This is a genomic window from Streptomyces sp. NPDC020884 (assembly GCF_044333935.1).
Classification (GTDB): Bacteria; Actinomycetota; Actinomycetes; order Streptomycetales; family Streptomycetaceae; genus Streptomyces.
The window spans coordinates 219,859-245,552 of the sequence record NZ_JBIRRY010000002.1 but is presented as its reverse complement, the minus strand read 5'-3'; the positions used below and the strand labels follow the sequence as shown (position 1 = coordinate 245,552).

19 protein-coding genes are annotated in these 25,694 nt (G+C 71.8%); 18 read left to right on the top strand and 1 reads right to left on the bottom strand.

Annotation, left to right across the window (positions count from 1 at the left end):
* Nucleotides 1–47: 47 nt before the first annotated feature.
* From ACH4UK_RS07950 to ACH4UK_RS07910, 9 genes are all read left to right on the top strand, one after another.
* Complete coding sequence (locus ACH4UK_RS07950) at nucleotides 48–2,870, top strand: putative bifunctional diguanylate cyclase/phosphodiesterase (protein ID WP_398355703.1); 2,823 nt, start codon at nucleotides 48–50, stop codon at nucleotides 2,868–2,870.
* Between the two features lie 218 nt (nucleotides 2,871–3,088).
* Entirely contained in the window at nucleotides 3,089–4,945 is a 1,857-nt protein-coding gene (locus tag ACH4UK_RS07945; RefSeq protein ID WP_398355141.1) for an acetolactate synthase large subunit, read from the top strand.
* 22 nt (nucleotides 4,946–4,967) lie between these two features.
* Nucleotides 4,968–5,495: an acetolactate synthase small subunit gene (gene ilvN / locus ACH4UK_RS07940; protein WP_003966072.1), complete on the top strand. Its 528-nt coding sequence runs from the start codon at nucleotides 4,968–4,970 to the stop codon at nucleotides 5,493–5,495.
* Nucleotides 5,496–5,606: 111 nt separating this feature from the next.
* A complete protein-coding gene (ilvC, locus tag ACH4UK_RS07935) occupies nucleotides 5,607–6,608 on the top strand; it encodes a ketol-acid reductoisomerase (RefSeq protein ID WP_215104806.1) in 1,002 nt (333 codons plus the stop codon).
* Nucleotides 6,609–6,896: 288 nt separating this feature from the next.
* Nucleotides 6,897–8,489 (top strand): phosphoglycerate dehydrogenase, encoded by a 1,593-nt coding sequence (gene serA, locus ACH4UK_RS07930; RefSeq protein ID WP_398355140.1) that lies wholly within the window; start codon nucleotides 6,897–6,899, stop codon nucleotides 8,487–8,489.
* Nucleotides 8,490–8,724: 235 nt separating this feature from the next.
* Nucleotides 8,725–11,154, top strand: coding sequence for a Tox-REase-5 domain-containing protein (locus ACH4UK_RS07925; protein WP_398355139.1), 2,430 nt, complete (start codon nucleotides 8,725–8,727; stop codon nucleotides 11,152–11,154).
* Between the two features lie 86 nt (nucleotides 11,155–11,240).
* Nucleotides 11,241–11,939 carry a hypothetical protein gene (locus tag ACH4UK_RS07920; protein ID WP_398355138.1) on the top strand — a complete coding sequence of 233 codons (699 nt, stop codon included), beginning with the start codon at nucleotides 11,241–11,243 and terminating at the stop codon, nucleotides 11,937–11,939.
* Nucleotides 11,936–12,454: a hypothetical protein gene (locus tag ACH4UK_RS07915; RefSeq protein ID WP_398355137.1), complete on the top strand. Its 519-nt coding sequence runs from the start codon at nucleotides 11,936–11,938 to the stop codon at nucleotides 12,452–12,454. The genes ACH4UK_RS07920 and ACH4UK_RS07915 overlap by 4 nt, the downstream gene beginning before the upstream one ends.
* 101 nt (nucleotides 12,455–12,555) lie before the next feature.
* Nucleotides 12,556–13,338: an isoprenyl transferase gene (locus ACH4UK_RS07910; RefSeq protein WP_398355136.1), complete on the top strand. Its 783-nt coding sequence runs from the start codon at nucleotides 12,556–12,558 to the stop codon at nucleotides 13,336–13,338.
* A gap of 16 nt (nucleotides 13,339–13,354) precedes the next feature.
* Here the strand turns inward: ACH4UK_RS07910 and ACH4UK_RS07905 are convergent, their stop codons facing one another.
* Complete coding sequence (locus ACH4UK_RS07905; RefSeq protein WP_398355135.1) at nucleotides 13,355–14,503, bottom strand: PucR family transcriptional regulator; 1,149 nt, start codon at nucleotides 14,501–14,503, stop codon at nucleotides 13,355–13,357.
* A 180-nt stretch (nucleotides 14,504–14,683) separates the two neighbouring features.
* Here ACH4UK_RS07905 and ACH4UK_RS07900 point away from each other — a divergent pair, with 180 nt between their 5' ends.
* The 9 genes from ACH4UK_RS07900 to cimA all read left to right on the top strand — a co-directional run bounded on the left by ACH4UK_RS07900 (nucleotide 14,684) and on the right by cimA (nucleotide 25,474).
* Nucleotides 14,684–15,610, top strand: a complete 927-nt coding sequence (locus ACH4UK_RS07900) for a proline dehydrogenase family protein (RefSeq protein ID WP_398355134.1) — start codon at nucleotides 14,684–14,686, stop codon at nucleotides 15,608–15,610.
* A 52-nt stretch (nucleotides 15,611–15,662) separates the two neighbouring features.
* A complete protein-coding gene (gene pruA, locus ACH4UK_RS07895; protein WP_398355133.1) occupies nucleotides 15,663–17,294 on the top strand; it encodes an L-glutamate gamma-semialdehyde dehydrogenase in 1,632 nt (543 codons plus the stop codon).
* Between the two features lie 275 nt (nucleotides 17,295–17,569).
* Nucleotides 17,570–18,637 (top strand): S1 family peptidase, encoded by a 1,068-nt coding sequence (locus ACH4UK_RS07890; protein WP_398355132.1) that lies wholly within the window; start codon nucleotides 17,570–17,572, stop codon nucleotides 18,635–18,637.
* 401 nt (nucleotides 18,638–19,038) lie between these two features.
* On the top strand, nucleotides 19,039–19,167 hold the full coding sequence (locus ACH4UK_RS07885) for a hypothetical protein (RefSeq protein WP_097965575.1): 129 nt from the start codon (nucleotides 19,039–19,041) through the stop codon (nucleotides 19,165–19,167).
* 110 nt (nucleotides 19,168–19,277) lie between these two features.
* A complete protein-coding gene (locus tag ACH4UK_RS07880; RefSeq protein ID WP_398355130.1) occupies nucleotides 19,278–20,321 on the top strand; it encodes a 3-isopropylmalate dehydrogenase in 1,044 nt (347 codons plus the stop codon).
* Between the two features lie 257 nt (nucleotides 20,322–20,578).
* Nucleotides 20,579–21,682: a branched-chain amino acid aminotransferase gene (locus ACH4UK_RS07875; protein WP_398355129.1), complete on the top strand. Its 1,104-nt coding sequence runs from the start codon at nucleotides 20,579–20,581 to the stop codon at nucleotides 21,680–21,682.
* A gap of 183 nt (nucleotides 21,683–21,865) precedes the next feature.
* A complete protein-coding gene (locus ACH4UK_RS07870) occupies nucleotides 21,866–22,903 on the top strand; it encodes an agmatine/peptidylarginine deiminase (protein WP_398355127.1) in 1,038 nt (345 codons plus the stop codon).
* 38 nt (nucleotides 22,904–22,941) lie between these two features.
* Complete coding sequence (locus ACH4UK_RS07865) at nucleotides 22,942–23,589, top strand: TetR/AcrR family transcriptional regulator (protein ID WP_398355126.1); 648 nt, start codon at nucleotides 22,942–22,944, stop codon at nucleotides 23,587–23,589.
* A 277-nt stretch (nucleotides 23,590–23,866) separates the two neighbouring features.
* On the top strand, nucleotides 23,867–25,474 hold the full coding sequence (gene cimA, locus ACH4UK_RS07860) for a citramalate synthase (protein ID WP_398355125.1): 1,608 nt from the start codon (nucleotides 23,867–23,869) through the stop codon (nucleotides 25,472–25,474).
* Nucleotides 25,475–25,694 lie beyond the last annotated feature (220 nt).

Genomic DNA, 25,694 nt, shown 5'->3' with positions numbered 1-25,694 from the left:
GCGCCGGTGGGCGCGCGCCCGGCGGGCCCCGGACGGGGAGCCCTCCGGTGAGCGCGCTGGGGGCCCTGCTCTCCCCGCGGTCCGCATCCGGCACCACGGGGATGTGGTCCCGGATCCTGCTCGGCGTCGTCTGCGCGGGGTATTCGGTGGGCGCCGCCGTCGGCTGGGGCTCGCCACAGGTGGCCGTCTTCATGGGGGACTTCGGTCTCGCCGCGGCAGCGTTGATCGCCGCGGTCTCCTGTTTCCTCTACGCGCGGGCGGGTGCGGGCCGACTGCGCCCCGCCTGGCTGCTGTTCTCGCTCTCCTCCGCCATGGCGGCCTGCGGAAACGCCGTCTGGGGCTGGTACGAGGTGATCCTCGGCGTCCCCGTGCCCACGCCCTCCCTCGCCGACGTCTTCTTCCTCTGCTTCGCGCCGCCCGCCATCGTCGGACTGCTGGTGCTCGCCAAGCGTCCCGTCACCCGCGCCGGCTGGGTGTGCCTGGCCCTGGACGCCTGGCTGATCGGCGGCTCCCTGCTGACGCTCGCCTGGAGCCTCGCCCTCGCGCACACCACGCACCTGGCGGGCTTCCAGGACGCCAGCGTGGCGCCCGCGGCCCTCTCACTGGCCTATCCGCTGCTCGACATCGTGCTCGTCTCGATGGTGCTCGCCCTGCACTTCCGCCGGGCCGGGGTGAACCGCTCCGCGGTGAACACCGCCATCGCCGCCCTGGCGCTGACCGTGCTGAGCGACGCGGTGTTCACCTCGCCGCTGCTGCGCTCCACCTACCACTCGGGCCAGCTCCTGGACGCCGGCTGGTTCGCCGGGTCGCTGCTCCTCGCCTACGCCCCGTGGGGCGCCCGGCGCGGGGCCCGGTCGCCCGACCGCCCCGGGCCCCCGCGCGTCATCGTCAGCCGCCCGATCGCCGGCTCGCTGGCCGCGCTGACCCCGTATCTCGCCGCCGCCGTCTGCACCCTGGGCATTCTGTACAACGTGGTCGAGGGTCGCCGGGTGGACCGGGTCGTGATCTTCACCGGCTGCACCGTCGTCCTGGCGCTGGTCGTCCGCCAGGGCATCATGCTCCTCGACAACATCTCCCTCACCCAGGAACTGGCCCAGAAGGAGAACCACTTCCGCTCCCTGGTGCAGGGCTCCAGCGACGTCATCATGATCGCCGCGCCCAACGGCACCCTGCGCTACGTCAGCCCCGCCGCCGCCGGGGTCTACGGGCGCGAGGCGGAGGACCTCGTCGGTTCCGAGCTGTCCTCGATCATCCACCCCGACGACCTCGGCCGGGTCGTCCACGAGGTGCGCCGCTTCCTCGCCGCCCCGCCGCACGAGGAGCCCACCACCCGCATCGAATGCCGCTTCCGCTCGGGCGCGGGCGACTGGCTCAACGTCGAGTCCACCGTCAACCGCCACCAGGGAGGCCTCCTCCTCAACAGCCGGGACGTCACCGAACGGGTCAGGCTCCAGGCCCAGTTGCAGCACAACGCCGAGCACGACCCGCTCACCGACCTGCCCAACCGGTCGCTGTTCACCGCCCGGGTCCGCCAGGCGCTCGGCGGCCGCCGCTCCGGCGACCCGGGCACCGCCGTCCTCTTCATCGACCTCGACGGCTTCAAGGCGGTCAACGACACCATCGGCCACCTGGCGGGCGACGAACTGCTCGTCCAGGCCGGCCGCCGCCTCCAGGACTCCGTCCGGACCGGGGACACCGCGGCGCGGCTGGGCGGCGACGAGTTCGCCGCGCTCATCATGGGCGACGGCACCCGCGACCAGGGTGCCCGCGAGTACCAGGTCCACGAGATCGCCGACCGGCTGCGCCTCACCCTCTCCCAGCCCTACCGGATCGGCCCCAGCGAGGTCCGGGTGGCCGCCTCCATCGGCGTGGCCTTCGCCGAGCCCGCCATCAGCCCCACCGACCTCATGCGCAACGCGGACCTCGCGATGTACCGCGCCAAGGCCGGCGGCAAGGACCGGGTCGAGCTGTACGCCCCGCAGATGCAGGCCGACGTCGTACGCCGCTCCGAGCTGGCCAACCGGCTGCGCACCGCCCTGCGCGACGGCGAGTTCGCCCTGCTCCACCAGCCCGTCGTCCACCTCGCCAGCGGGTCCGTCGCCGCCGTCGCCGCCCAGGCCCGCTGGCGCTCCGCCCAGGGCATCCTGTTCACCCCCGCCGAGTTCCTCCGGGTCTCGGGCGACGACGACCGCACCGCCGAGCTCGGCCGATGGCTCCTGGAGGAGGCGGTGGCCCAGGCGGCCGACCGGGCCAGGGCCGGGCATCCCGTCTCCGTCTCCGTGCGGCTGTCCGCCGCCCGGCTGCTGGACACCGCCCCGCCCTTCGGCTCCATCGAGGCGTTGCTGACCCGACACGGCCTGCCCTCGGGCGCCCTGATGATCGAGGTCGCCGACAGCGACCCCCGGGTCTCCTTCGACGCCCTGGAGCAGCGCCTCGTGGCCCTGCGCCGGCTCGGCGTACGGATCGCGCTCGACGGCTTCGGCAGCGGCTTCGCGGCGATCAACGCGCTGCGCCGGCTCCCCATCGACGTACTGAAGCTCGACCGGAACCTGGTCGAGGGGGTGGTCGAATCGGCCAGACTGCACAAGATCACCAGTGGCCTCCTGCGGATCGCCTGCGACCTCGGCCTCCAGTCCGTCGCCGACGGCGTCGACGTCCCCGAGCAGGTCCTCGCCCTGCGCGCCATGGGGTGCACCCACGGGCAGGGGATGGCCTTCTCCGGCCCGCTCGACGAGTACCGGCTCCGCCGTGCCCTGGTCCGCGGGGAGTTCCCCGTGCCGGGCATTCCGGGCCCCCGGACGGTGATGGCGGGCGGCTCGATCCCGCTGCTCACCGGATCACATGCTGAGACGCCCGTCCCACCTACTTGACACGTCATGCGTGCCGGAGAGAGGGTCAATGCCATGCGCACCCGAATTCTCGTACTTGGAAAGCGCGTCGGCTGAAGCAGAGTCACTCCACGACACTCTGCGGACCGCACCCGGCGCGCTCCCCTCGCTTGCCTCACGGCACGAGGGGTTTTTTGTTGCACTGACACCTCTCAAAACGCTGCAAAACACCCGCGAAAACCCTCAGCTTCGAGAAGAGAATGCCGATGACCGAGCAGGCCACCGGGGCCCACCACCCGCAGCCGCGCGCCCGTACCGGCGGACAGCCGTCCGTCACCGTTGAGCACGTCACGGGCGCGCAGTCCCTCATCCGTTCTCTCGAGGAAGTCGGCGCCGACACGGTATTCGGCCTCCCCGGCGGTTGCATCCTCCCCGCCTACGACCCGCTGATGGACTCCACCCGCGTCCGCCACATCCTGGTCCGCCACGAGCAGGGCGCGGGGCACGCGGCCACCGGCTACGCACAGGCCACCGGCAAGGTCGGCGTCTGCATGGTCACCTCGGGCCCCGGCGCGACCAACCTGGTCACCCCGATCGCCGACGCGGCCATGGACTCGGTGCCGATGGTCGCGATCACCGGCCAGGTGGCCTCCTCGGCCATCGGTACGGACGCCTTCCAGGAAGCCGACATCTGCGGCATCACGATGCCGATCACGAAGCACAACTTCCTGGTCACCCGCGCCGAGGACATCGCGCACACCATCGCCGAGGCCTTCCACATCGCCTCCACCGGCCGCCCGGGACCCGTCCTCGTCGACATCGCCAAGGACGCGCTGCAGGCCCGGACGACCTTCAGCTGGCCGCCGGCGATGGACCTGCCCGGCTACCGCCCGGTGACCAAGCCGCACGCCAAGCAGATCCGCGAGGCCGCCAAGCTGATCACCCAGTCCAAGCGGCCCGTGCTGTACGTCGGCGGCGGCGTCCTGAAGGCCGGGGCCACCGCCGAGCTGAAGGTCCTCGCGGAGCTGACCGGAGCGCCCGTCACCACCACCCTGATGGCGCTCGGCGCCTTCCCCGACAGCCACCCGCTGCACGTGGGAATGCCGGGCATGCACGGTGCGGTCACCGCCGTCACCGCGCTGCAGAAGGCCGACCTGATCGTCGCCCTCGGAGCCCGCTTCGACGACCGCGTCACCGGCAAGCTGGACAGCTTCGCCCCGTACGCCAAGGTCGTCCACGCCGACATCGACCCGGCCGAGATCGGCAAGAACCGCGTCGCCGACGTGCCGATCGTCGGGGACGCCCGCGAGGTCCTGGCCGACCTGGTCCAGGCCGTCCAGGCCGAGCACACCGAGGGCCGCACCGGCGACTACGCCGCGTGGTGGAAGGACCTCAACCGCTGGCGCGACACCTACCCGCTCGGCTACGACCTGCCCGAGGACGGCAGCCTCTCCCCGCAGCAGGTCATCCAGCGCATCGGCAAGCTCGCCCCCGAGGGCACGATCTTCGCCGCGGGCGTCGGCCAGCACCAGATGTGGGCCTCCCACTTCATCGACTACGAGCAGCCCGCCACCTGGCTCAACAGCGGCGGCGCCGGAACGATGGGCTACGCGGTCCCGGCCGCGATGGGCGCCAAGGCCGGCATGCCCGACCGCACGGTCTGGGCCATCGACGGCGACGGCTGCTTCCAGATGACCAACCAGGAACTGACCACCTGCGCGCTCAACAACATCCCGATCAAGGTCGCCGTCATCAACAACGGCGCGCTCGGGATGGTCCGCCAGTGGCAGACCCTCTTCTACAACCAGCGCTACTCCAACACCGTGCTGCACTCCGGCGCGGACACCGATGGCGTCCCGGCCAAGGGCACCCGCGTCCCGGACTTCGTCAAGCTGTCCGAGGCCATGGGCTGCCACGCCATCCGCTGCGAGGACCCGGCCGACCTGGACAAGGTCATCGAAGAGGCCAACTCCATCAACGACCGCCCCGTCGTGATCGACTTCATCGTCCACGAGGACGCCATGGTCTGGCCGATGGTCGCCGCCGGCACCTCCAACGACGAGGTCCAGGCCGCCCGCGGAGTCCGCCCCGACTTCGGCGACAACGAAGACGACTGAGAGACAGAGAGAGACCGACTCCATGTCCGAAAAGCACACACTCTCCGTCCTGGTCGAGAACAAGCCCGGTGTCCTCGCCCGGATCACCGCCCTGTTCTCCCGGCGCGGCTTCAACATCGACTCGCTCGCGGTCGGTACCACCGAGCACCCCGACATCTCCCGCATCACCATCGTCGTGAATGTCGAGGGCCTGCCCCTGGAGCAGGTGACCAAGCAGCTCAACAAGCTGGTCAACGTCCTGAAGATCGTCGAACTCGAGCCCGCCGCTGCGATCCAGCGGGAGCTCGTCCTGGTGAAGGTCCGCGCCGACAGCGAGACCCGCTCCCAGATCGTCGAGATCGTCCAGCTGTTCCGCGCCAAGACCGTCGACGTCTCCCCGGAGGCCGTCACGATCGAGGCGACCGGAGGCGCCGACAAGCTGGAGGCGATGCTCAAGATGCTGGAGCAGTACGGCATCAAGGAGCTCGTCCAGTCCGGCACCATCGCCATAGGGCGCGGCGCGCGCTCGATCACCGACCGGTCGCTGCGCGCCCTCGACCGCTCCGCCTAGCCGGCGCACGGAGCGGCGCCCGCGCCGCTCGCATGGCGAGACCCGACAACGCATACGACGCACCCCGCCGTACGGTGGGACGCAACACCTGCACACCAAGGAGAAGACCCAGTGGCCGAGCTGTTCTACGACGACGATGCCGACCTGTCCATCATCCAGGGCCGCAAGGTCGCGGTTCTCGGTTACGGCAGCCAGGGCCACGCCCACGCGCTGTCGCTCCGTGACTCCGGCGTCGACGTCCGCGTCGGTCTGCACGAGGGCTCGAAGTCCAAGGCCAAGGCCGAGGAGCAGGGCCTGCGCGTGGTGACCCCGGCCGAGGCCGCCGCCGAGGCCGACGTCATCATGATCCTCGTCCCGGACCCGATCCAGGCCCAGGTCTACGAGGAGTCCGTCAAGGACAACCTCAAGGACGGCGACGCGCTGTTCTTCGGCCACGGCCTGAACATCCGCTTCGGCTTCATCAAGCCGCCGGCCGGCGTCGACGTCTGCATGGTCGCCCCCAAGGGCCCCGGCCACCTGGTCCGCCGCCAGTACGAGGAGGGCCGCGGCGTTCCCTGCATCGTGGCCGTCGAGCAGGACGCCTCGGGCAAGGGCCTGGAGCTCGCCCTCTCGTACGCCAAGGGCATCGGCGGCACCCGCGCCGGCGTCATCAAGACCACCTTCACCGAGGAGACCGAGACCGACCTGTTCGGTGAGCAGGCCGTCCTCTGCGGTGGCACCGCCGCCCTGGTCAAGGCCGGTTTCGAGACGCTGACCGAGGCCGGCTACCAGCCCGAGATCGCGTACTTCGAGTGCCTCCACGAGCTGAAGCTCATCGTCGACCTCATGTACGAGGGCGGCCTGGAGAAGATGCGCTGGTCCATCTCGGAGACCGCCGAGTGGGGCGACTACGTCACCGGCCCGCGCATCATCACGGCCGACACCAAGGCCGAGATGAAGAAGGTCCTCACCGAGATCCAGGACGGCACCTTCGCCAAGGCCTGGATGGCCGAGTACCACAACGGTCTGCCCAAGTACAACGAGTACAAGAAGGCCGACAGCGACCACCTGCTGGAGACCACCGGCCGTGAGCTGCGCAAGCTCATGAGCTGGGTGAACGACGAAGAGGCCTAGGCCTCTTCGGGAGCGGGGCGGTCCGGAAGGGCCGCCCCGCTCCGCAGTACCGGAGGAGCCGCTCCCGTACGGAGTACCGGAGGGGCGTTCCGTACGGGTGTACACGGCGTCCACCCTCGTGCGGGTGATCCTTCCACCGGGGCGCAGTAGCAGGCCCGGCGCATGACTACACTTCTCAACACATACACGCGTCAGGGCCCACAGTGTCGTGCGTCTACCACGCGGCTAGCCCCTCCACCGCCTGCGGCCGTCGGGACGGCCGTCCGCACTGGACTTGTGAGGACTCACGTGAGCTCGAAACCTGTCGTACTCATCGCTGAAGAGCTGTCGCCCGCCACGGTCGACGCTCTGGGTCCGGATTTCGAGATCCGGCACTGCAACGGCGCGGACCGCGCCGAGCTGCTCCCCGCGATCGCCGACGTCGACGCCATCCTGGTGCGCTCCGCCACCAAGGTCGACGCCGAGGCCATCGCCGCCGCCAAGAAGCTCCGGGTCGTGGCCCGCGCGGGCGTCGGCCTGGACAACGTCGACGTCTCCTCGGCCACCAAGGCCGGCGTGATGGTCGTCAACGCCCCGACCTCCAACATCGTCACCGCGGCCGAGCTGGCCTGCGGCCTGCTGGTGGCCACCGCGCGCAACATCCCGCAGGCCAACACCGCTCTGAAGAACGGCGAGTGGAAGCGCTCCAAGTACACCGGGGTCGAGCTCAGCGAGAAGGTCCTCGGCGTCGTCGGCCTCGGCCGCATCGGCGTCCTGGTCGCCCAGCGCATGTCGGCCTTCGGCATGAAGATCGTGGCCTACGACCCCTACGTCCAGCCGGCCCGCGCCGCGCAGATGGGCGTCAAGCTCCTCAGCCTGGACGAGCTGCTGGAGGTCGCCGACTTCATCACGGTGCACCTGCCCAAGACCCCCGAGACGCTGGGGCTCATCGGTGACGAGGCGCTGCACAAGGTGAAGCCCTCGGTGCGCATCGTCAACGCCGCGCGCGGCGGGATCGTCGACGAGGAGGCGCTGCACTCCGCGCTCAAGGAGGGCCGCGTCGCCGGCGCCGGCCTCGATGTGTACGCGAAGGAGCCCTGCACGGACTCCCCGCTCTTCCAGTTCGACCAGGTCGTCTGCACCCCGCACCTCGGCGCCTCCACCGACGAGGCCCAGGAGAAGGCGGGCATCGCGGTCGCCAAGTCCGTCCGCCTCGCGCTGGCCGGCGAGCTGGTCCCGGACGCGGTCAACGTCCAGGGCGGCGTCATCGCCGAGGACGTCCGTCCCGGTCTGCCGCTCGCCGAGAAGCTCGGCCGGATCTTCACCGCGCTCGCGGGCGAGGTCGCGGCCCGCCTCGACGTCGAGGTGTACGGCGAGATCACCCAGCACGACGTCAAGGTGCTGGAGCTCTCGGCGCTCAAGGGCGTCTTCGAGGACGTCGTCGACGAGACCGTCTCCTACGTCAACGCCCCGCTGTTCGCGCAGGAGCGCGGGGTCGAGGTCCGCCTCACCACCAGCTCCGAGTCGCCCGACCACCGCAACGTGGTCACCGTGCGCGGCACCCTCTCCGACGGCCAGGAGGTCGCGGTCTCCGGCACGCTGGCCGGCCCGAAGAACCTCCAGAAGATCGTCGCCATCGGCGAGCACGACGTCGATCTGGCGCTCGCCGACCACATGGTCGTCCTGCGCTACCAGGACCGTCCCGGCGTGGTCGGCGCGGTCGGCAAGATCCTCGGCGAGGCCGGGCTGAACATCGCGGGCATGCAGGTGTCCCGGGCCGACGTGGGCGGCGAGGCGCTCGTCGTCCTCACCGTCGACGACACCGTCCCGCAGCCGGTGCTCACCGAGATCGCCGAGGAGATCGGCGCGTCCTCGGCCCGATCGGTGAACCTCACCGACTGACGCAGGCGTACCGCCGCACGACCCCGCTCCGTACCCGGTGGCGGGCCCCTCGTTCCGTACGGGAGGCCCGCCGCCGGGTACGTTGCTTTTCTCCGCGCCCCCGCACGGGCCGAAGCCGCTCAACCCGGCAAGGTGGGCCCGGGGTTGGGCCCGGGGGCCCACGACGCGAGGGGGTCCCCGACCCTAGGGTGACCGGTTGTCATGTCACTCATGGGCACCGGGGGTCGGATCACGTATGTCTGCTGTCGGTGGCATACCCGTAGCGGGAGGCCCGGCTCCGGCCGTCGCCCCGCAGCGTGAACTCCCCGGTCCGCTCGTCCTGGTGCGCGTCCTGCTCCTCGTGCTGTTCGGCGCGACGGTGCTGGGGGCCGTCGGCCTCTCCGGCTCGGCCCTCGCGGTGGACGCGATGGGCGCCGAGGTGCTCGGCATCCTGCTGTACGCCTCCGCGCCCGGGGTGCTCGCGGCGCTGCTGGCCCGGCACGTACGGACCGGCTCCACGCGGGTGCGGTGGGGCGTCGTCGCCGTCCAGGTCTGGCTGATCCTCGGCGGACTCGGCAACCTCGGGGACGGATCGCCGGACGGGCTGACCCAGCTGGTCCTGCCGGCCTTGATCATCGTCCTGATCAGCCGCCGGGGGAGCCGGGAGTGGTTCCGGCTGCCGTCCCGCGAGCGGGGGCAGCCGCCGAAGTTCTCGCTCCCGCACATGATCACCTGGCGCCGGGACCGGGGGCAGACCGCCCTGGAGTACCTGGGCCTGGTCCTGATCGTCGTCGCGCTGATCGCGGCCCTGACCGTGGGCGGTCTCGGCGGCCGGATCACCGAGGGACTCCAGTCCGCGATCTGCTCGCTGACCGGCAGCTCCTGCCCGGTCTCCCCGGGCAGCGGCTCCGTCGAGGCGGGCGACCGCACGACCGGCGGCACGGACGGCGGAGGGACCGACGGCGGGGGAGCCGACGGCGGTACGTCGGGGAGTGCGGACGGCGGCGCGGACGGCGGCTCGACGGCCACGGGCGGCAGCACGGGAAGCACGGCCGGGTCCGGCGGTACCGAAGGCAGCGGCGGTACGGCCGGCGCCACCGGGGGTGAGAGCTCGGGCGGCTCCGGCTCCACCACGACGAGCGGCGGCACCGGCGGACCCGACGACTCCGGACGCCCCGGCACCGGCGAGGACACCTTCCCCGAGGACAGCGAGGAGCCGGAGGCCGCCTACGACGTCCAGGCGTCGGACGACGGCGAGGGCGGCGAGCAGGCCGAGGAGAAGGAGGACTGCGGCGGCTGGGGCTTCTTCGGCTGTGCCTGGGACCGGACGACGCAGGTCGTCAAGGGCCTCGTGGTCGACGGGATCTGGGGCGACATCACCGGGATCATCGACCTGTTCAAGCCGGAGACCTGGGCGGGCCTCGCCGACTACGGACGGCAGCTCGGCGACCAGTGGGTCAAGGACTCATCGGGCGCGGGCGACAAGTGGGCGGACGGCGACTACCTGGGCGCGGTCTGGGACTGGGGCAAGGCCTCCGTCGGCACCGTGGTCACGGTCGGCGACGACATCTTCGTCGGGGACGAGGTCCGCGAGCGCTGGGACAACGGCGAGAAGACCCGGGCCGTCACCGATGTGATCTGGAACGTCGGCTCGCTCTTCATCCCCGGCTACAACGTCGGGAAGGTCGTCGGCAAGGTCGGCAAGCTCGGTGTGCTGGGCAAGGTCGCCGGAGCCGTGGCCCGCGCCGCGGACGACGCCGGAGCGGCGGCCCGCCGGGCCCGCAAGGCCGCCCAGGCCGGAGACCTCGACGGTGTGCGGAAGGCGGCGAAGGAGGCCGACGAGGCGGCGGACTCCGCCGAGGACGCCGCACGCCGCACCGGCTGCGCGATCGCGGCCGGGCCGCCACAGGTGCGGTACGGCGGGGGCGGGACCGGCGGCGTGCCCGGCTCCGGCACCGGGGTGCTGGCGGGCGGCTCGCAGGGCCGGACCGTCCTCGCCGACACCGGCTGCGACGAGGCGGCCAAGGCCGCCGCCGCCGAGGCGCGGGCGGCCGAGCGGGCCGCGCACCTGGAGCAGAAGCGGCTGGAGGAGCCCGAGCGGGCGCGCAAGGCGGAGCTGGAGAAGAAGCAGTACCCCGACCCGCAGCGCAACGACACCTCCGACCCGCGCAACTACACCCCGCCGTCCTGGGCGAAGGACCTCGTCGACCGCAAGCTCGGCGACGCCGACGCGGGCGACGGCTACTGGGCGAGCCGGGACCGCAACCCCGCGCCCAACTGGAAGCGGAACGAGCCCTGGCTGCGCTACCAGGAGCAGGTCACCGGCACCAAGCGCGGCCAGGAGTACGTCGTACCGCACCCCCGCGAGGGCAAGCCGGCGGTGGAGTACGACGGCTGGGACTCCTCCCGGCAGACGTTCCTGGAGGCCAAGAACGGCTACGGCAGCTATCTGTCCAGGACCGACAGCGGCACCCTCAACCCGTCCGGCAAGGACAAGTTCATCACCGAGGCCCGCGCCCAGGTGGAGGCGTCCGGCGGCCGGACCGTGGAGTGGCACTTCTCCGACCCCGACGTGGCCAAGGCGGCACGCAAGGCGTTCCGTGACGAAGGGCTGCCGGTCAAGGTGGTCCACAGCCCGACGAAGCCCAACGACAGCACGAGGAAACCGGGAGCCTTCGACGAGTAGCCGAGTAGCCTGCAACGCGTGGCGCCCCCGGCCGTCCGGCCGGGGGAGCGCCGTGCAGCGGGCCGGCCGACGGAGGAGAGACGAGCATGCGACGTGTAGTGCGGGGCTTCTGGGGTCCCCGGCCCGAACCGGTCGAGGCATTGGCGGACCGGTGGCGGCAGACCCTCGACGGGCTCGCCGAGCTGGTCCCGCAGGCGGCCGACGCCTGGAGCCAGGTCCACGGGAACGGACCCGCCACCGCCTTCACCGCAGAAGGCGACGCCCTGCCCGCCGCGCTCCGCACCGCCCAGAGCGCGGCCGACTGGTCGGACCTCACCGGCACCGGTCTGCGGCTCGTCGGCACCGGGACGCCCGGCTGGGAGGCGGAGATCAGCGGACTGGCGGGCGGCGCACCGGAGTTCCTGCTCCAGTCGCTCGCGATCGTCCTGCACGCCCCGGACGAGGCCGTGGTGCCGGAGGAGGCGCTGTTGTCCCTCGTCGCCCGGGTGTGGGAGCCGGACTTCGGCGATGTGAGCGACGACGACGTGCTGGACGCGCTGGAGGACGACGCCGGGTACGGCGTCGGCGATCCGGTGGTCGGCCGGACCGGCTATCTCTCCCCGGCCCGCGCCGCCCTCGTCCCCGACGATCTGGGGGCGGTCCGCGAACCCCTGCCCGGCGGCGGGGAGTTGCTGAGCATCGCGGCTCCGGGCGACAGCGCGACGGTGGTGCGGGTGTACGGGCGGCTGCGCGAGGCGGGGGCGCTGGCCCCGCTGCCCCGCCCGATGGACCGGGCCGTCCTGTGACCTCCCGGGCGGGCGAGGCCTTCGACGCGGACCGTGCGGCCGCCGAGGTGACCGCACTCCTTACCGCTCCGGTACCGGCCACCGGCCCCACCACCGCCGAGGGCGACCCCGCCACCGGCGAGTGGACGGTCACCACCGGGGAGGGCTTTCGGATCGTGCCGCTCTGGGAGGGCGACTCGCTCACCGGCGTGTACGCCCCCGAGTGGAACGACGCCGAGGAGGCGGCCGAGGCCCATCTGACGGAGCTGGCGGCGGCGTTGGACGACCGCTGGGGCCCGCACCGGGCGATCCCGCTGCACGAGGCGCTGATGAGGTGGCAGGGCGGCTCGCCGGTGGAGCCGCTGATCGGGGCGCTGTTCGCCGAGGACCTGTACGGGGACCTGGTGGTCTGGGGTCCGGCCGTCTCCGGCGGCCGCTGGATCGCGCTGATCCTCGGCCACAGCGACGGGGACGCGCCGCTGGTGCTGGCCGCCCTGGTCAGCGACCGTCCGATCACCGAACCGGACGGCCGCTGACCACGACGGCCCGTTGCGAGGTCCCGCTGCCGTCGGCCGGGGGAGGCCGGAGCCGCTGATAAAGTCCTTCGACATCAGCCGTCCCGTGCCGGAGAGGGTTCATGAAGCTGCTCCCCCTGTTCCTCCGACGGCCGATCGAAGCGGTGTACGAGCGCCGGCTCGCCACCACCCTGGTGGGCCTGCCGCGCCCCCAGCACGTCGGGATCATGGTCGACGGCAACCGGCGCTGGGCCCGGAAGGCCGGGCACACGGACGTCCGGGAGGGCTACCGGGCGGGCGGCGCCAAGGTGACCACCTTCCTGGGCTGGTGCACGGCCGCCGGAATCGAGCACGTGACCCTCTTCATGCTCTCCGACGACAATCTGGGCCGCCCCGCCGAGGAGCTCGGACCGCTGATCGAGGTCATCGAGGAGACCGTCCGGGACATCACCGCCGAGGGCCGGGACTGGGAGGTCCGGGTGATCGGCTCGCTCGACATGCTGCCCGGCACCAGCGCCCGGGTGCTCAAGGAGGCCACCGCCCCGACGACCGGGCGCGGTGGCCTCAAGGTCGACGTGGCGGTCGGCTACGGAGGCCGGCGCGAGATCGTCGACGCCGTGAAGAGCGCCTTCGAGGAGCACATCGCGGCCGGCGGCGATCCGGCCGAACTGGTCGCCCGGTTCGGGATCGACGACATCTCCCGGCACCTGTACTCACCGGTCGCCGACCACACCGACTTCATCATCCGCACCTCCGGGGAGCAGCGGCTGTCCGGCTTCCTGCTCTGGCAGTCCGCCTACGCCGAGATGCACTGGGTGGACTGCTTCTGGCCGGCCTTCCGGCACGTGGACTTCCTGCGTGCGCTGCGCTCGTACGCCAACCGGGAACGCCGCTTCGGCAAGTGACCGGAGGGCGGGGGCGTCACAGCCGGGCCCGCTTGACCGCCATGTGCAGCAGCAGCCGGTCCTCGCCGTCGTTCAGGTCGAGGCCGGTGATCTGCTGGATCCGGGAGAGCCGGTAGTACAGCGTCTGGCGGTGGATGCCCAGCGCGGCGGCCGTCCGGCTCGCCTGGCCGGCGCAGTCCAGGAACACCTCGGCGGTGTGCGCCAGCTCCCGGTGCAGCGGGGTCAGCAGCGAGGCGACCGCCGGGTCCCCGGGGTCGCCGCCGGTGCCCGGGAGAGCGGTCAGCAGGCGGTAGGGGCCGATCGCCGACCACCGGGCGACCGGCCCGAACCGGGTCTCGGCCCGTGCCGCGCGGGCCGCCGCCACGGCCTCGCGCCAGGAGACCGTCAGCTCGTCCAGGCCCCGGCGCGGCGCGGCGATCCCCCCGGTGGCGGCGGGGCCCGAGCTGGTGCGCAGCCGGTCCGCGGCGCTCAGGGCCGGGTCCAGGCGGTCCGGCGAGCGGAGCCGGACGAGCGCGGCCAGCGACAGGGGCCCGGCGGACCCGGGCGCGGCGACCGTCGCCAGCGCGGCCGCCGAGGCCACCCCCCGTACGGACGGCGTGTCCTGCGCCCACGGGGTCACGCACACCACCGTGTGCAGCCCCTCCGCGTCCCGCCCCAGGGCCTCGCCCAGCGCGGCGACGGCCAGGTCGTGCTGCCGGCCGGGGCCCGCCGCGAGCACCGCGCCGAACTCGCGCGAGAGATCCGCGCCCGCCCGCGCCTCGTCGGACATCAGCGCCCCGATCCGGGCGGCGACCTCCATCGCGGCGGCCAGCTGCTCGTCGGCCGGGCCCGGCTCCGCGTCGAGCAGCCAGACGTAACCGAGGACGACACCCCGATGGCGTACCGGAAGGCAGATCCGGTCCCGGAACACCCCGGCCTCCGGCGCGGCGGGAATCCGGACCGGACCGGTCGCCCGGGTGATGCCGAACCCCTCGAACCAGGCGCGGACCGCGGGTGTGGAGCGGCGGGTCAGGATCGACCGGGTGCGGACCGGGTCCATCGCGGAGTCGTCGTCGCTGTCGTGGGCTCCGAAGGCGACCAGGCCGAAGTCCCGGTTCTCCAGGGTGGCCGGGGCGTCGAGGAGGGCCGAGATCTCGTCGACCAGTTCCTGGTAATCGCCTGTCACCCGGTCATTCTCGCACCCCTTCAGACAGATGTCTGAGATGGCGGCCACGGATGCGTGACAGGTGTCGATGGCACAGGATCGGAGCGGTCCCTAGATTTCACGGTGGTTATCCGTGCCGTACCGGTCCGTTCACGTTCGTACCGTTGCGGCCCTTCGTCCGTATCTTCGTGGAGGTGCCCCGTGCTGGGTCCCGTGATTCTCGCCGCATCGCGCAGCGACAGGATGCGCCGGTTCGTCTCGGCCGCGCCCGGCACCAAGCAGGTCGTCGACCGCTTCATCGCCGGGGAGACCGTCGACCAGGTCCTGCCGATCGTCGAGGACGCCGCGGACCGGGGCCTGGAGGTCACGCTCGACGTCGTCGGCGAGGACATCACCACCCCCGCGCAGGCCGAGGCCGCCCGTGACGCGTACCTGGAGCTCATCGAGCGCCTGAAGGCCCTGGACCTGGGCACCCGCGCCGAGATGTCCGTGAAGCTGTCGATGTTCGGTCAAGCGCTGGAAGGCGGCCACGAGCTGGCCCTCGCCCACGCCCGCCCGGTCGTCGAGGCCGCCGCCGCCATCGGCACCACGGTCACCCTGGACGCCGAGGACCACACCACCCTCGACTCGATGTTCGCCATCCACGAGGAGCTGCGGAAGGACTTCCCGCAGACCGGCTGCGTCATCCAGTCCTATCTCTTCCGCACCGAGGACGACGCCCGCCGCCTGGCCGAGGCCGGCAGCCGCGTCCGCATCGTGAAGGGCGCCTACAAGGAGCCCGCCTCCGTCGCGTACGAGGACAAGGCCGAGATCGACAAGGCGTACGTCCGCATCACCAAGATCCTGATGGAGGGCGAGGGATACCCCATGATCGGGTCCCACGATCCCCGTCTCATCGCCATCGCCCAGGAGCTGGGCCGCCAGGCCGGGCGCAAACTGGACGAGTACGAGTTCCAGATGCTGTACGGCATCCGCAGCGACGAGCACATCCGGCTCGCGGCCGAGGGCCACCGGATGCGCGTCTACACGGCGTACGGCACCGACTGGTACGGATACTTCATGCGCCGCCTCGCGGAGAAGCCGGCCAACCTGCTGTTCTTCGGCCGCTCGATCCTCACCAAGGGCTGAGCCGGCCCAGGCCGACCCCCATCCCCGCCGACACCAAGGAGACAAGGCACTCATGGACGCCGTCACCCAGGTCCCCGCGCCGGTCAACGAGCCGGTCCACTCCTACGCCCCGGGCTCCCCGGAGCGCACCCGCCTGGAGAAGAAGCTCAAGGAGCTCAGCCAGAACCCGATCGACCTGCCGATGACCATCGGCGGCGAGAAGAGGATGGGCGGCGGCGAGCGGGTGAACGTCGTACAGCCGCACAACCACCAGGCCGTCATCGGTACCTTCGCCGGGGCCACCGAGCAGGACGCCCAGGACGCCGTCGACGCGGCCCTCGCCGCCGCTCCGGCCTGGCGTGCGATGTCCTTCGACGACCGCGCCGCGATCATCCTGCGCGCCGCGGAGCTGCTGTCCGGCCCCTGGCGCGAGACGCTGGCCGCCTCCACCATGCTCGGCCAGTCCAAGACCGCCCAGCAGGCCGAGATCGACACCCCCTGCGAGCTCATCGACTTCTGGCGCTTCAACGTGCACTACGCGCGCCAGATCCTCGCCGAGCAGCCCCCGGCGAACTCCCCGGGCGTGTGGAACCGCATGGACCACCGCCCGCTGGAGGGCTTCGTCTACGCGATCACGCCGTTCAACTTCACGGCCATCGCGGGCAACCTCCCCACCGCCCCCGCCCTCATGGGCAACGTCGTGGTGTGGAAGCCGTCCCCGACCCAGACCCACTCCGCCGTGCTGCTGATGCAGCTCCTGGAGGAGGCCGGTCTGCCCAAGGGCGTCATCAACCTGGTCACCGGTGACGGCATCGCCGTCTCCGAGGTGGCGCTGAACCACCGCGACCTGGCCGGCATCCACTTCACCGGCTCGACCCCCACCTTCCAGCACCTGTGGAAGACGGTCGGCACCAACATCGCCAACTACCGCACCTACCCGCGGCTCGTCGGCGAGACCGGCGGCAAGGACTTCGTCGTCGCGCACCCCAGCGCCGACCGCGCCATCCTGAAGACCGCGCTGACCCGCGGCTCCTTCGAGTTCCAGGGCCAGAAGTGCTCGGCGTCCTCGCGGGCGTACGTCCCGGCCTCCATCTGGAACTCCGGTTTCCAGGAGGAGTTCGCGGCCGAGGTCGACTCCATCACGATGGGTGACGTCACCGACCTGACGAACTTCATCGGGGCCGTCATCGACGAGCGCTCGTTCGCCAAGAACAAGGCCGCGATCGACCGCGCGAAGTCCGACCCGGCGTGCCGGATCGTCGCCGGCGGCACCTACGACGACTCGGTGGGCTACTTCGTCCGCCCGACCGTCATCGTCTGCTCCGACCCGGCGAGCGAGGTCTTCACGACCGAGTACTTCGGTCCGATCCTCGCGATCCACGTGTACGAGGACGAGAAGTACGACGCCATGCTGGAGCAGATGGAGTCGGTCTCCGACTACGCGCTGACCGGCTCGGTCATCTCGGGCGACCGCGCGGCCGCCGCGTACACGATGGACAAGCTCCGCTACGCCGCGGGCAACTTCTACATCAACGACAAGTCGACCGGCGCCGTCGTCGGCCAGCAGCCCTTCGGCGGCGGCCGCGCCTCCGGCACCTGCGACAAGGCGGGCGCCCCGCAGAACCTCCAGCGCTGGACCCTGACCCGGGCCATCAAGGAGACGCTGGTCCCGCCGACCGACTACACCTACCCCCACCAGGGCTGACACCCTCCCGGGGCGCCGCAGCACGACGCCCCGGCCCCGGGGCGTCCTCCTGAGCCCCCCACCCAGAGCACCGCCCCCCGACCGGCCCCCCTGCCGGCCGGGGGGCGGTTTCCATGGGGCCGGCGCGGGAGCCGCCCCCCGTCCGGTGTCCGGTGACCGGTATCGGCTGTCCGCCCGGCGGAGCTCGGCGGTACGCGGTCTTGTGGTCTAGGTAATGGGCATGTCAAATTCCTTCTCGGTACGTCCCCACACGTCACCCCAGAAGGAGCTCCCCCATGAGACGCAACTCCCGCGCGCGCCTGGGCGTTTCCCTGCTGCTCGTCGCCGGCGCCCTCGGCCTCGGCGCCGCCCCTTCCACCGCCGCCGACACCCCCGCCGCCGCCCCCTCGGCGATCCCCGCCCCGTCCGCGTACGCGCTCGACGCCGCCGTCGAACGCGAACTCGGGGCCGCCACCGCCGGCAGCTACCTGGACCGGGCGACCGGCGACCTCGTCGTCACCGTCACCACCGACCGGGCCGAGGAGCAGGCCCGCGCCGCCGGCGCCACGGTGCGCCGGGTGGCCCGCAGCGCCGCCCAGCTCGACGCCGTGATGGCGACCCTGGAGGCCGAGGCGAAGATCACCGGTACCTCCTGGGGTGTCGACCCGCGCACCAACCGGGTCGCCGTCGAGGCCGACTCCTCCGTCTCCGCGCGGGACCTGGCCCGCCTCGAAGCCGTCGCCGAACGGCTCGACGGCGCGGTCGACATCAAGCGCGTCCCCGGCGTCTTCCACCGCGAGGTGCTGGGCGGCGGAGCGATCTACGGCGGCGGCAGCCGCTGTTCGGCCGCCTTCAACGTCACCAAGGGCGGCGCCCGCTACTTCGTGACCGCCGGACACTGCACCAACATCTCCGCCAACTGGTCCGCCAGCTCGGGCGGTTCGGTCATCGGCGTCCGGGAGGGCACCAGCTTCCCGACCAACGACTACGGCATCGTCCGCTACACCGACGGCTCGTCGCCCGCCGGAACCGTCGACCTCTACAACGGCTCCAGCCGGGACATCACCTCGGCCGCCAACGCCGTCGTCGGCCAGGCGATCCAGAAGAGCGGATCCACGACGAAGGTGACCTCCGGCACGGTGACCGCCGTCAACGTCACCGTCAACTACGGCGACGGGCCCGTCTACAACATGGTCCGCACCACCGCCTGCTCGGCCGGCGGCGACAGCGGCGGCGCGCACTTCGCCGGCTCCGTCGCCCTCGGCATCCACTCCGGCAGCTCCGGCTGCTCGGGCACCGCGGGCTCGGCCATCCACCAGCCGGTCACCGAGGCGCTCTCCGCGTACGGCGTGACGGTGTACTGACCCGCTCCCACCGGCCCCGCCGCGAGCACCGCGCCCGCCCCGACCACCCGGTCCGGGCGGGCCTTCGCGTTCGGGCGGTAAAAACGGGGGAGGGGTGGGGAGGTGCCGGGGACGGGCCGCAGGCGGACCGCGTGCGGGCGGCCGTCTCAGATAGTAGGAAGTCCGAGTAACTGTGGAGACAGGACGGCTCGACTGTCCTAACTTGGTGGGAGCCGAACGAATCGCTCGATCGAGCGACTGTGGCGGTCGTGGGTGCACGCCCCGAAGCAGGTAACCCCCTGCGGCGTACGCTCCCCGCTCCTTCCGGCACCTCGAAATCCGATCCCGGCCCGGCCTCGGCGCCGCACCACGCTGTGCGGCCTGCCCCCGGCATCCATGCGATCTCAAGGAGTCGATCCATCATGGCCACCACCACCGCCCGTCGCGTCCGTCACGCTCCCCGCCAGTCCGAGTCGGACCGCAAGAACGCCGCCGCCGCTCTCCAGCGCGCCCTGGACCGCCGCGACAACGGCGGCTCGACCGGCCACTGAGCCGTCCGCGTACCACTCGACCCCACCCCGAACGCCCGAACACCCTTGCGTCCCGTCCGTATGGTGGACGCCGGATGTCATGGGGTGGGACGCACCGTTAGGCTTCCGGCATGTCTCGCAGCATCGATCTCGCAGTGATCCCCGGTGACGGAATCGGCCAGGAAGTCGTGGCCCAGGGCCTCAAGGTCCTCAACGCTGTCCTCCCGCAGGATGTGAAGCTGGAGACCAAGGAGTACGACCTCGGCGCCCAGCGCTGGCACCGCACCGGTGACACCCTCCCGGACGCGGAGCTGGAAGCCCTCAAGAACCACGACGCCATCCTCCTCGGCGCGATCGGTGACCCGTCCGTGCCGTCCGGCGTCCTGGAGCGCGGGCTGCTGCTGAAGCTGCGTTTCGCCTTCGACCACTTCATCAACCTGCGGCCCTCCAAGCTCTTCCCGAACACCGCGACCCCGCTCGCGGGCCGCCCCGACATCGACTTCGTCGTCGTCCGCGAGGGCACCGAGGGCCCGTACACCGGCAACGGCGGCTCGCTGCGCACCGGAACCCCCGCCGAGGTCGCCACCGAGGTCAGCCTCAACACGGCGTACGGCGTCGAGCGCGTGGTCCGGGACGCCTTCGAGCGTGCGGCCGCCCGCCCGCGCAAGAAGCTGACGCTGGTCCACAAGAACAACGTCCTCGTCTACGCCGGCCACCTCTGGAAGAACACCTTCGACCGGGTCGCCGCCGAATACCCGCAGGTCAGCACCGACTACCTGCACGTCGACGCCGCGACGATCTTCTTCGTCACCCAGCCGGAGCGCTTCGACGTCATCGTCACCGACAACCTCTTCGGCGACATCCTCACCGACCTCGCCGCCGCCGTCTCCGGCGGCATCGGCCTGGCCGCCTCCGGCAACATCAACCCGACGGGCACGTTCCCGTCGATGTTCGAGCCGGTCCACGGCTCCGCCCCCGACATCGCGGGGCAGGGCAAGGCCGACCCGACCGCCACGGTCCTCTCCGTCGCCCTCCTGCTGCGTCACCTCGGCTACGAGACCGAGGCCGCACGCATCGAGGACGCCGTCTCCGCCGACCTCGCGGAGCGCGACGGAGCCGCCACGCGGACGACCGACGAGATCGGCGACGCCCTCGCGGTACGCGTAGCGAGCTGACCCGACGACTCCACTTCGAAGCCGCCGGATCGCACTCAGCGCCCGGCGGCTTCACCTGTGCGGCCCCCGGGTGCCACTATCGACCTCTGGACCGCATTCACACCATTTCGTGCACGGCCCCCCGCAAGTGATAATCGAACGCGGGGCCGTGGCTTGCGGTAAAGCTCGGACGTCCTAGGACCTGACCGGAGAACGTCGGGCGGAGACGGTCGTGAGCGCGGTCCATCACACACAAGACCGGTGAAGGACACGCACTCATGACGACGCCCACGATCGAGCTCAAGCCCTCCTCGAACCCGCTGTCCGACGCGGAGCGCGAGGCGATCCTGGTCAGCCCCGGATTCGGCCGCCACTTCACCGACCACATGGTGACGATCCGCTGGACCGAGGGCCGGGGCTGGCACGACGCCGAGCTGGTCCCCTACGGCCCGCTGTCGCTGGACCCGGCCAATATGACCCTGCACTACGCGCAGGAGATCTTCGAGGGGCTGAAGGCCTACCGCCAGCCCGACGGCACGGTCGCCTCCTTCCGCCCCGACGCCAACGCCCGGCGCTTCCAGCGCTCGGCCGCCCGCCTCGCCATGCCCGAGCTGCCGGTCGAGACGTTCATCGCGGCCTGCGACGCGCTGGTGCAGCAGGACAAGGACTGGGTCCCGGCGCACGGCGGCGAGGAGTCGCTCTACCTGCGCCCGTTCATGATCGCCACCGAGGTCGGCCTCGGCGTGAAGCCGGCCAACGAGTACCTCTTCCTGGTCATCGCCTCGCCCGCCGGCGCCTACTTCCCCGGCGGCGTGAAGCCGGTCTCCATCTGGCTCTCCGAGAACCGCGTCCGCGCCGTCCCCGGCGGCATGGGCGACGCCAAGACCGGCGGCAACTACGCCGCCTCCCTCCTCGCCCAGGCCGAGGCCGCCGAGCACGGCTGCGCCCAGGTCGCCTACCTCGACGCGGTCGAGCACAAGTGGGTCGAGGAGCTCGGCGGCATGAACCTCTACTTCGTGTACGCCCAGGAGGACGGCTCGAAGAAGATCGTCACCCCGTCCCTCACCGGCTCGCTCCTGGCCGGCGTCACCCGTGACTCCCTCCTCAAGGTCGCCCGCGACCTCGGTTACGGCTCCGAGGAGGGGCGCGTCTCGATCGACCAGTGGCGCGAGGACACCGCCAAGGGCACCCTCGTCGAGGTCTTCGCCTGCGGCACCGCCGCCGTCATCACCCCCGTCGGCCTGGTGAAGTCCGAGGGCGGCGAGTGGACCCAGAGCGAGGGCGGGCCCGGCGAGGTCACCATGAAGCTGCGGGAGCGCCTTCTCGACATCCAGCGCGGTGTCGTCGAGGACACCCACGGCTGGATGCACCCGCTCGGCTAGGCGACGCCCCGCAGCGCCTTCCGGCTCCCGGATCAGGCCGCACCCCCCTCGCCGGTGCGGCCTTTTCCGTGCCCGGCAGTTGGAGCGCCGCTCGAAAGGAGCACGTACCGGAGTCGGGAGAGCTGTCCCCACCGCAGCCTCCCGGTTAGAGTGACGCTCTAAACGCCTCACCCAGGAGCCCCCATGTCAGCCACCCTCGCCCCCACCGCCTTCCGGATGCCCCCCGAGTGGGCCCCGCACGAGCGCACCTGGATGGCTTGGCCGGGGCCCAACCCCACCTTCGCCTCCGACGCCGAGCTGGCCGGGGCCCGCCGCGCCTGGGCCGCCGTCGCCCGGACCGTACGCCGCTTCGAGCCGGTCACCATGGTCGTCGGACCCGGTCAGCAGGAGGGGGCGGCGGCGCTGCTCGGGCCGGACGTCGAGCTGGTCGTGCGGCCGCTCGACGACGCCTGGATGCGGGACATCGGACCCACCTTCGTCACCGACGGCCGGACGCTCGCCGCCGTCGACTGGACGTTCAACGGCTGGGGCGCCCAGGGATGGGCCCGCTGGGAGCACGACCAGCACATCGCCCGAGCCGTCGCCGAGGTGACCGGCGTCCCCGTCCACAGCTCCCCGCTCGTCAACGAGGGCGGCGCGATCCACGTGGACGGCGAAGGCACCGTCCTGCTCACCGAGACCGTCCAGCTCGGCCGGGAGCGCAACCCCGGCTGGACCCGGGAGCGGGTCGAGGCGGAGATCCACGCCCGCCTCGGCACCGAGAAGGCCATCTGGCTGCCGCGCGGGCTGAGCGGCGACTACGGGACGTACGGCACGCTCGGCCATGTCGACATCGTCGCCGCCTTCGCCCGCCCGGGGACCGTCCTCGCCCACGTCCAGCCGGACCCGGCCCACCCCGACCACGAGGTCACCCGGGAGATCCTGGCGATCCTGCGGGCCGCCACCGACGCCCGGGGCCGTGCCCTGGAGGTCGTCGAGGTGCCCGCGCCCACCGTGCTGCGCGACGAGGACGGCGCGTGGGTCGACTACTCCTACATCAACCACTACCTCTGCAACGACGCCGTGATCCTCTGCGCCTTCGACGACCCGCGCGACGAGGCGGCCGCGGCGGTCTTCCGGGGCCTGTTCCCCGACCGTACGGTGAGCCTCGTCGACGCCCGTACGATCTTCGCCGGCGGTGGAGGCATCCACTGCATCACCCAGCAGCAGCCGAGGGTCTGAGCCACCGGCCCAGGACCCCCTTCCGAAAGTCCGGTCCCATGACCCCCGCCCCCCGCCGCACCCACCACGCCGCCCCGCCCCGCGAGGACGTCCTCGCCGCCGCCATGGCCACCGTCGCCGAGCGCGGGCTCGACGGGCTGACCATGGCCGGGCTCGGGCGGGAGGTGGGGATGAGCAGCGGGCACCTGCTCTACTACTTCCGCACCAAGGACGAACTGCTCCTCCAGACCCTGGAGTGGAGCGAGCGGCGGCTCGGGGCCGAGCGCGGCGCCCTGCTCGCCCGGCCGGGGACGGCCCGAGAGCGGCTGGAGGCGTACATCGACCTCTACCTGCCCGCCGGGCACCGGGACCCCCACTGGACGCTCTGGCTGGAGGTCTGGGGCCGCTCGCAGAACGCCGACGACGACGCCCGCGCCCGGCAGGCCGCCATCGAGGGGGTCTGGCACCGCGATCTGGTGGCGCTGCTCGCCGAGGGGATCTCGCGCGGCGAGTTCCGGCCGGTGGACGCCGACCGGTTCGCCGCCCGGCTGCGGGCGCTGCTCGACGGGTTCAGCGTCCATGTGACGGTGGGGATCCCGGGGACGGGCCGGGACCAGGTGCTGGACCAGGCGGCGGAATTCCTCGACGAGACGCTGACGCCGGGGACCCGGGGGAGCGATGCGACCAGCGTCACGACCGCATCCTGAGACGCCGGCGTCACGGGCGCGTCACTGTGCGAGACTTCTGCCGTGTCCTCGTTCGTCATGATTATTGGCAGCAGGCGCGCCGGTCCGCAGTGACCGCCCCGTACCACCCCGTACGGCGCGGCCATCGTGCCCCAGACCCGCGCGCAGACCTCTCGCACCCGCGAGGGGTTTTTTCGTTTTCCGGCCCTCACCAGGACCGGGGCGGCGCGCGCGAGATGATGGGGGCAAGTGGAAGCCGATCGTCCGGATCCACTCATCCGACAGGAGTCAGATCAGCATGACCACCAAGGCCAACGCCACCGACGACAGTTTCCATGTCTTCGACACCACACTGCGCGACGGTGCTCAGCGTGAGGGCATCAACCTGACGGTCGCCGACAAGCTGACCATCGCCCGTCATCTGGACACCTTCGGTGTGGGGTACATCGAGGGCGGCTGGCCGGGGGCCAACCCGCGCGACACGGAGTTCTTCGCCCGCGCCCAGCAGGAGATCACGTTCGAGAACGCCCAGCTCGTGGCGTTCGGCGCGACCCGCAGAGCCGGCGGCAGCGCGGCCGAGGACCCCCAGGTGAAGGCGCTCCTGAACTCCGGGGCCCCGGTGATCACGCTGGTCGCCAAGGCGCACGACCGCCATGTCGAGCTGGCGCTGCGCACCACCCTGGAGGAGAACCTGGAGATGGTCCGCGACACCGTCTCCCACCTGCGCGAACAGGGCCGCCGGGTCTTCGTGGACTGCGAGCACTTCTTCGACGGATACCGCGCCAACGCCGAGTACGCCAAGTCCGTGGTCCGCGCCGCGTACGAGGCGGGCGCCGAGGTCGTCGTCCTCTGCGACACCAACGGCGGCATGCTCCCCGCCCAGATCCAGGCCGTCGTCGCCACGGTCATCGCGGACACCGGCGCCCGGCTCGGCATCCACGCCCAGGACGACACCGGCTGCGCCGTCGCCAACACCCTGGCCGCCGTGGACGCCGGCGCCACCCACGTCCAGTGCACGGCCAACGGCTACGGCGAGCGGGTCGGCAACGCCAACCTCTTCCCCGTGGTCGCCGCCCTGGAGCTGAAGTACGGCATGAAGGTGCTGCCCGAGGGCGCGCTCGCCGAGATGACCCGGATCTCGCACGCCATCGCCGAGGTCGTCAACCTCACCCCCTCCACCCACCAGCCGTACGTGGGCGTCTCGGCCTTCGCCCACAAGGCCGGGCTGCACGCCTCCGCCATCAAGGTCGACCCCGACCTGTACCAGCACATCGACCCGGAGCTGGTCGGCAACACCATGCGGATGCTGGTCTCCGACATGGCGGGCCGCGCCTCCATCGAGCTGAAGGGCAAGGAGCTCGGCGTCGACCTCGGCGACGACCGCGCCCTGGTCGGCCGGGTCGTGGAGCGGGTCAAGGAGCGCGAACTCCAGGGCTACACCTACGAGGCGGCCGACGCCTCCTTCGAGCTGCTGCTGCGCGGCGAGGTCGAGGGCCGGGCCCGGCGCTACTTCCGCACGGAGTCCTGGCGGGCCATCGTCGAGGACCGCCCCGACGGCACCCACGCCAACGAGGCCACCGTGAAGCTCTGGGCCAAGGGCGAGCGGATCGTCGCCACCGCCGAGGGCAACGGCCCGGTCAACGCGCTGGACCGGGCCCTGCGCGTCGCCCTGGAGAGGATCTACCCGCAGCTCGCCAAGCTGGAGCTGGTCGACTACAAGGTCCGCATCCTGGAGGGCCGCACCGGTACCGAGTCCACCACCCGGGTGCTGATCACCACCGGCGACGGCACCGGCGACTGGGCGACCGTGGGGGTCGCCGAGAACGTCATCGCCGCCTCCTGGCAGGCGCTGGAGGACGCGTACACCTACGGACTGCTGCGCGCGGGCGTCGAGCCCACGGAGTAGTCCGGCCGGACCGCATCGCGCGAGAGCCGCCGCCCGTCACCGGGTGGCGGCTCTCGCGCGTTCAAGAGGTGAAGACACAACCCTCCCTGCCTGATGGGCGAATGGGTCCGGACCAATCTCGACGTGAAGTATTGACGGCCCCGTATCGGCGCGGTTAACTCCAGCCGCAACGCCGGTACCGGTTCCGGAACCGGTACCGAACGCGTCGGTCGACGTGTCA

Excerpts from the sequence above, each read along its gene's own strand:
- ACH4UK_RS07945 (WP_398355141.1), top strand. The coding sequence starts at position 3,089 with ATGCCGATGACCGAGCAGGCCACCGGGGCCCACCACCCGCAGCCGCGC.
- ilvN (WP_003966072.1), top strand. The coding sequence starts at position 4,968 with ATGTCCGAAAAGCACACACTCTCCGTCCTGGTCGAGAACAAGCCCGGT.
- ACH4UK_RS07925 (WP_398355139.1), top strand. The coding sequence starts at position 8,725 with ATGTCTGCTGTCGGTGGCATACCCGTAGCGGGAGGCCCGGCTCCGGCC.
- ACH4UK_RS07920 (WP_398355138.1), top strand. The coding sequence starts at position 11,241 with ATGCGACGTGTAGTGCGGGGCTTCTGGGGTCCCCGGCCCGAACCGGTC.
- ACH4UK_RS07910 (WP_398355136.1), top strand. The coding sequence starts at position 12,556 with ATGAAGCTGCTCCCCCTGTTCCTCCGACGGCCGATCGAAGCGGTGTAC.
- pruA (WP_398355133.1), top strand. The coding sequence starts at position 15,663 with ATGGACGCCGTCACCCAGGTCCCCGCGCCGGTCAACGAGCCGGTCCAC.
- ACH4UK_RS07890 (WP_398355132.1), top strand. The coding sequence starts at position 17,570 with ATGAGACGCAACTCCCGCGCGCGCCTGGGCGTTTCCCTGCTGCTCGTC.
- ACH4UK_RS07885 (WP_097965575.1), top strand. The coding sequence starts at position 19,039 with ATGGCCACCACCACCGCCCGTCGCGTCCGTCACGCTCCCCGCCAGTCC.
- ACH4UK_RS07880 (WP_398355130.1), top strand. The coding sequence starts at position 19,278 with ATGTCTCGCAGCATCGATCTCGCAGTGATCCCCGGTGACGGAATCGGC.
- ACH4UK_RS07875 (WP_398355129.1), top strand. The coding sequence starts at position 20,579 with ATGACGACGCCCACGATCGAGCTCAAGCCCTCCTCGAACCCGCTGTCC.
- ACH4UK_RS07870 (WP_398355127.1), top strand. The coding sequence starts at position 21,866 with ATGTCAGCCACCCTCGCCCCCACCGCCTTCCGGATGCCCCCCGAGTGG.
- ACH4UK_RS07865 (WP_398355126.1), top strand. The coding sequence starts at position 22,942 with ATGACCCCCGCCCCCCGCCGCACCCACCACGCCGCCCCGCCCCGCGAG.
- cimA (WP_398355125.1), top strand. The coding sequence starts at position 23,867 with ATGACCACCAAGGCCAACGCCACCGACGACAGTTTCCATGTCTTCGAC.